Origin of the sequence: uncultured Maritalea sp. (genome assembly GCF_937139385.1) — a bacterium.
GTDB lineage: Bacteria > Pseudomonadota > Alphaproteobacteria > Rhizobiales > Devosiaceae > Maritalea > Maritalea porphyrae_A.
Map to the genome: position 1 here is coordinate 1 of NZ_CAKZPW010000178.1, position 6,417 is coordinate 6,417.

Genomic DNA, 6,417 nt, shown 5'->3' on the forward strand with positions numbered 1-6,417 from the left:
AAATTACCTTTATTCGGAAAAGTGAATTTGTAAATTGGAAATTATTTGGAGTATGAAATACGCGAAATAAAGCACTCTTTAGATCAAACAGCAGAACAATCATTGAATTGACACCAATCAATACCTAATTTCATTGAACATACTACTGATAGACAAAGAGTACGGTAGAACCCTGGAGGCAACATGGAACGCAAGATCAACATAACTCAGCACAGTGGCACAGGCATGCTGTGGTTTATTGGGTGGTTATTCACTGTCGGATATTTGAAACTAGGCTTTTTTAAAGGCTTACTTGGATTGATTGTTTGGCCTTACTACTTAGGTTCGCATTTTGCGCCACTTGTCGGCGGCTAAGCGTCGTTACAAGTCGCGAACGCGGGTTTGACCGCTTGCGTCCTGCTAAATAACGAAACCATTAGAGCTGCCTAGCAATCAGGCAGTTCTGCCTTTCATTGTCAGCGCCAAACCCATAGTGTTTGCTGGATATTGGGGATGACTATGAAATCGATTCTTGTGCTTCACGCACATCCAGCACCACGCCATTCAAACGCTAACACGGATTTGGCGAAAGTCGCCCAAGAGGTTGAAGGCGTCACCTTTGTTGATTTGTATGCGCGTTACCCGCGTTTCAAAATTAATATCGATAAAGAACAAGAACAATTGTTGGCGCACGACGTCATCATATTTCAATTCCCCCTAATGTGGTACTCTACGCCTTCTTTGCTGAAAGAATGGCAAGACCTTGTGCTTGAGTATGGGTTTGCTTATGGCGAAGGCGGCACGGCATTGGCCGGCAAATGCCTACTCCCGGTCGTTTCGGTCGGTGGCCCACAAACCGCTTATGCCCCGCAAGGCAATAACAATTTTGAGCTGCCATCTTTCTTGTCTCCCCTTCAGCAGACGGCAAATCTTTGTTCGATGCGATATGTGTCGCCATTCACCTTGTTCGCCTCCTTGCGCGCACGAAATGACGGCCGGCTTGCCCAGCACACCACACAATATCGACGATTACTCGAGGCATTGAGGGACGATGAATTCGACTTTGAAAGCGCTAAGCAGCTGCCCATATTGACGGCTGAAAACATATCATCTGTCGCGGGGGAGAAGAAATGACCGGACTGCTTTTTCAGGGCTTCATCTATCTTTGCGCCGCCGTGATTGCGGTTCCCATTGCCAAGCGACTGGGTTTAGGTTCAGTGCTTGGCTATTTGATTGCTGGGATTGTCATTGGACCCATAACAGGATTGGTTGGCTCAGAAACTCAAGATATTCAACATTTTGCCGAATTTGGCGTTGTGATGATGTTGTTCCTCGTGGGGTTGGAGCTTGAACCAAGGGCCCTTTGGGATATGCGCAACCGTTTGCTTGGTTTGGGCGGACTTCAAGTTGGGGCAACCACCTTAATTATTGGCACAATCGCCTACCTTTTGGGCGTGCCTTGGCAAAGCGCGATTGCCGTTGGTTTGGTCTTTGCCCTTTCTTCTACTGCTATTGTTCTGCAAACGCTGAACGAAAAAGGCTTGATGAAGAGTGACGGCGGTCAGTCGAGTTTTTCCGTTCTCTTGTTCCAAGACATAGCCGTCATCCCCATGTTGGCGCTGATCCCGCTTTTGGCAATTCAAGAGTACCTTGACCATCTGTACGACGATCACGGCGCAAGTTCTGGTGGCCATGGCGCAGAAATGAGCTTGGTTGAAGGGTTGGCGGGCTGGCAAGTTGCAGGCGTCACTGTTTTGGCCATTGTCGCCGTGGTGGTTGGTGGCCATTATTTATCACGCCCGCTATTCCGTTTTATTGCCGGTGCAAAATTGCGCGAAGTCTTCACCGCTGCAGCTTTGCTGTTGGTGGTGGGCATTGCTTTGTTGATGACATTGGTTGGCCTCTCCCCTGCCCTTGGTACTTTTTTGGCTGGTGTTGTATTGGCAAACTCAGAATTCCGCCACGAGCTTGAGAGCGACATAGACCCATTTAAGGGACTATTGTTGGGTCTATTTTTCATCACCGTGGGCGCAGGAATCAATTTTGGTTACCTCTTCGACCAGTTTGCCATTGTTGTGGGGCTTACTGTTGGGCTGATGTCGATCAAAGCCTTGGTGCTCTATTGTCTGGCCATCATTTTTAAACTCAAAGGCGCAGACAAATGGTTGTTCACGTTGGGGCTGGCGCAAGCAGGTGAATTCGGGTTCGTTTTGCTTTCTTTCACCCTGCAAAATGGCGTTATCTCAAACGAATTATCTCAACTCCTCCTTCTGGTGGTGGCACTTTCAATGCTCCTTACCCCAGCTTTGTTCATAGCCTACGAGCGCTTGCTTCTGCCAAAACTGACGAACGAACAACAGCGCAAAGAGGATGAAATCACCGAACAAGGTACCGTCATTATTGCGGGTACTGGACGTTTTGGGCAAATCGTCAATCGCATGTTGTTGGGCAATGGGTTCAAGACCGTCGTTCTTGATTTGAGTGCAGAGGCTGTCGACCGCGTTGGTCGTTTTGGCGTAAAGACATTTTTCGGCGATGCATCCCGTCCAGATCTGCTGCACGCCGCAGGACTGCACGAAGCCAAGATGATTGTCGTTGCGATCGACGATGAAGAACGAGCCCTTGAGATTGTGCGCCACGCCCGTCAGGTGCGACCAGACATACACATCGTAGCGCGCGCGCGGGACCGCAACTCGGTGTATGATATGTACTATGCTGGCGCCAACGATATGATCCGAGAGACATTTGACAGTTCTGTCCGCGCCGGGCGTTCTGCACTAGAAGGCTTGGGCATTCACCCATATGAGGCCGAAAAAATTGCTTCAGCATTTGTAGAACTTGACCTTTGGGGGATTCGCCAACTCGCTGAATTGCACAACCCGGATATTCCACCGCACGAAAACGACGAATACATCAAGAAAGCAATTGAGGTACGGGACGAAATGGACCGGGCAATGGTTGGCTCAACAGATGGCCACAAAGGCGCAGTAGACCGGGCTTGGATGCCGCCCGGGCATCGCCCTGATGATTCGGAGCAATAGGCATACCTTCAACAAGTCACCAGTATTTCAGAGCGAATGGCAAGAATTTCGCCAAAGTGATACACAATGTGTGGTTGAATTTGCGGCTTTGCTTTGCTAATTAACACAATTGTAAAAAATAACTCGACGGCACTGTTTTTTTCACTATCGTTGGAGTTGATATATTTCAAGAATTGAAGATTTTGTGTGATCTATGACCAGCTTTTCGGTGGACCAATATTTAGGGGAAGACGTAGAATTCGCAACACGTGACGAAGCAATCGATCAGCTAAGCAAAAAGGCGTCCGAGTTTGGCGGCGAGCACATCGCCTATGGTATTTTGAACCCCGGTATGTCTTCGCCTCGTCTCGCCTTTGATGCTATAACCACATATTCGCCTGCTTGGCTGGAAAGATACTTCAGCCAAAGCTATCACATTCAAGATCCAATCCTTAAGACCGCTTCTTCCTCCAGATGTCCATTTGATTGGGAAACCGCCAAGTACGACTCCACCCCGCTCAAAACATTCTTTGGCGAGTCTGTTGAGCATGGCTTGGGGCGACAGGGCTTTGCCATACCAATCCATGGGCCAAATGGCGAGATGTGCGCTTTGTCGTTTAATGCAGATGTTAGCGATAGAGACTGGATTAAAATGCGGCAAGAGGTCTTGCCTCACATTATGCTGTTCGCGCACCAATTCAACGAAAAAGCCTTGAATATTCGCAAGCCAAAACTGCCGGAATCAACGCTTTCACCTCGAGAAAGTGAAGCTTTAAAGTGGGCAGCGGAGGGTAAGTCGGTTTGGGAAACCAGTCGGATACTAGGCATCTCTGATCACTCCGTAAAATCATACCTGCAGAATGCCCAGCGAAAACTAGCATGTTGCAACAAATTGCACACCGTCGTAACAGCTGTGCGGTTGGGTATTATTTGAGTACCCCCCCTATTTGGGGGTGGTGATTTTGTGTATTTTCATGCGCATAATGAAGCATAGTAAAAAAATTATTGTCCATTTTAGGAATAGTAATGAATGAAATAGATTTTGGCGTAACGGTAAACGCCCACAGCAAGAGCGAAAAGTTTTCAACGCTGTTGGAATGGCTAAATGACAACTCATCTACCCTGAGGCGGGAAAGAACAAGTCCTGTTCCCGAGGTCATTGAGCTTTTACATTTCGCAAGACGGCTTGAGCGTGTCACCACTCGTGAGTTTCAGGTGTTTGAGCAGGTCATCGAAGGCCTGACTGCTGTTCAAATTGGCGAAAGACTGAATATCAGCCCCCGGACAGTGGACGTCCATAAATCGCGTTTCATTCAAAAGATGGAAATCGGCAACATGGTCGTCGCAGCCCGCTATTTCTCAATCTTGGAAACCCTGATGGCCACCGATTCGGCGGCCGTGGAATATGCAAAAACTGCAACCGCCAGTTGAAATTGGCTCAAGAGATTTTTATCGCAACAAACAGGCTTGAGAGGTTTTGCTGAATTTAGAACCAATTGGAGCCGAAATTCACAACGTTCTTGGGCCAATGGATACGTTATAGCGATTCTCAGTGACGGTTGATTGTGAAAACTGGGAAATTCATACCTTTCTTGGCCCGCATATTCCTCGTCAAAATAGATCTTGGGCCGATCCCACCTCATCAACAATAGAACATTCGCAGGTCCGGGGAAATGATCGCTGGATTACGGTGTAGCCGTCACCCGTGGATGGGTCAGCATATCCCCTGCTTTTAAGCCAATCTGCGCGGCTCGCCCGCCTGCAATTTCAAAGACAAATCGCACAGGTGCGGCTGACGGAATTGGCGTCGGGTCGTGTGGTTTTGCATTGACGTGAATATTGACGATCCTGCCATTTGCTTTCACGAAGATCATATCAAGCGGGATTAGGGTGTTGCGCATCCAAAAGGAAACTGGTCGTTCTTCATAAAAATCGAATAACATGCCAGCGTCAGGGCCCAGCTCTGTTCGGTACATCAAGCCTTTTGCGCGCTCAGAATCATCGTCAGCGATTTCAATTTGAAAATGATGGGCGCCAGTATCGCTGGTTAATGTCAGCTCATGCTCATTGGCACTGCAGGCTGAAAGGCCTAAAAAAAGAAAAAGAGCGCACATGGCGCGCGCTAATCGTCGTTTTGCGTTGGGCATAGGTCTAGTGGGATGACGGTGCGTCGCCCCATCCATCAGGACGAATCTCCGCAACCATTAGGCCTTTTGGGCCATCGCCGTAGCGCGCCAAGACAAATTGACCGGGGCGAAGCTCAGCGAGACCAAAACGGCGCAATGTCTCCATATGGATGAAAATGTCTGGATGACCTTCACCAGCAGAAAGGAAGCCAAAGCCACGCAGCCGGTTAAACCATTTAACCTGCAAGCGCTCTAGCTTTGAAGTTGGCTCCACGACAACGTGTGTCTTAGCTGGATCCATTTGCGCTGGGTGCTTGGCAGTTGAATCATCCATAGAAAGGATTCTAAAGGCCTGCAGACCACCGGGGCGGTCCAATGCCTCTACAACGATCCGCGAGCCTTCATAAGCCGTTTTAAAGCCGTCACGGCGCAAACAGGTCACATGTACCAATACGTCAGGCATGCCGTTGTCTGGCACAATAAAGCCAAAGCCTTTTGCGACATCAAACCACTTTATCGACCCAGCAATTTCAATAACATCCACAGTCGGGTCATTGGCTAGTTCATTGGCGCTGCTACCAGCCGATGGCTCTTGGCCCTCGTACTCTGTATCACCATCAACTTCGGCTATATATTTGGCCCCCATAATCGCCATGTCCCTCTTGTCTCTCCTGTCCCACCACAAACAGGGTACACCTTACTAAGTTCTAAGTTTGTCCGATTCAGACGGCTTTGTTAAGTAAATAATTAGAATTCATTAACCATTATAATTACCTACCAACGTAATGACCCGCTTAGAGCAGCAAAAACATTGCCACTTCAAATAGATAACAACATGCGAGTTATTCACATTCACAAAGTGCGATTTTTTGGCAATACGCAATTGTCCGAAACGTAAAAACAAGTTCATACAAAGGAATCACGATGAAATATCTGCATACGATGGTGCGAATCTCGAACGTTGAAGAAAGCCTAAGGTTCTATTGTGAGGGCCTAGGGTTGAAAGAAACACGGCGCTTCGAAAACGAAAAAGGCAAATTTACGCTTATCTTCTTGGCACCTGAAGGTGACGAAAAAAGTGAAATTGAATTGACCTACAATTGGGGCGAAGAGGGTTATGATGGCGGGCGCAACTTTGGCCACCTCGCCTATCGTGTTAGCGATATCTATGCAACTTGTCAGCACCTCATGGATATGGGCTACACCATCAACCGGCCGCCGCGCGATGGGCACATGGCCTTTGTTCGTTCGCCAGACAATATTTCAATTGAGCTCTTACAAGAAGGCGATCT

General features: G+C 48.2%; 8 protein-coding genes. 6 read left to right on the top strand and 2 right to left on the bottom strand.

The annotated features are described in order from the left end of the window. Positions 1–183 precede the first annotated feature (183 nt). The 5 genes from Q0231_RS07770 (at position 184) to Q0231_RS07790 (ending at position 4,430) form a co-directional block, all read left to right on the top strand. Positions 184–354, top strand: coding sequence for a hypothetical protein (locus Q0231_RS07770; RefSeq protein ID WP_269394343.1), 171 nt, complete (start codon positions 184–186; stop codon positions 352–354). Positions 355–498: 144 nt separating this feature from the next. Continuing rightward, the gene (locus Q0231_RS07775) at positions 499–1,113 is read left to right on the top strand and encodes an NAD(P)H-dependent oxidoreductase (RefSeq protein ID WP_299346900.1); all 615 of its coding nucleotides are present in this window, start codon (positions 499–501) and stop codon (positions 1,111–1,113) included. Beyond that, the gene (locus Q0231_RS07780) at positions 1,110–3,020 is read left to right on the top strand and encodes a monovalent cation:proton antiporter-2 (CPA2) family protein (protein WP_299346902.1); all 1,911 of its coding nucleotides are present in this window, start codon (positions 1,110–1,112) and stop codon (positions 3,018–3,020) included. The genes Q0231_RS07775 and Q0231_RS07780 overlap by 4 nt, the downstream gene beginning before the upstream one ends. Before the next feature lie 193 nt (positions 3,021–3,213). Then, positions 3,214–3,933: a LuxR family transcriptional regulator gene (locus Q0231_RS07785; RefSeq protein ID WP_299346904.1), complete on the top strand. Its 720-nt coding sequence runs from the start codon at positions 3,214–3,216 to the stop codon at positions 3,931–3,933. Positions 3,934–4,025: 92 nt separating this feature from the next. After that, positions 4,026–4,430 (top strand): helix-turn-helix transcriptional regulator, encoded by a 405-nt coding sequence (locus tag Q0231_RS07790; RefSeq protein WP_299346906.1) that lies wholly within the window; start codon positions 4,026–4,028, stop codon positions 4,428–4,430. 254 nt (positions 4,431–4,684) lie between these two features. Here Q0231_RS07790 and Q0231_RS07795 read toward each other — a convergent pair whose 3' ends face one another. Both Q0231_RS07795 and Q0231_RS07800 read right to left on the bottom strand, forming a co-directional pair. Next, a complete protein-coding gene (locus Q0231_RS07795) occupies positions 4,685–5,113 on the bottom strand; it encodes a DUF192 domain-containing protein (RefSeq protein ID WP_299346908.1) in 429 nt (142 codons plus the stop codon). A gap of 37 nt (positions 5,114–5,150) precedes the next feature. Next, positions 5,151–5,780, bottom strand: coding sequence for a cold-shock protein (locus tag Q0231_RS07800; RefSeq protein WP_269394349.1), 630 nt, complete (start codon positions 5,778–5,780; stop codon positions 5,151–5,153). Positions 5,781–6,049: 269 nt separating this feature from the next. Here Q0231_RS07800 and Q0231_RS07805 point away from each other — a divergent pair. Further along, positions 6,050–6,417 (top strand): VOC family protein (locus Q0231_RS07805; protein ID WP_299346911.1); only part of this gene is annotated, 368 nt, incomplete at its 3' end.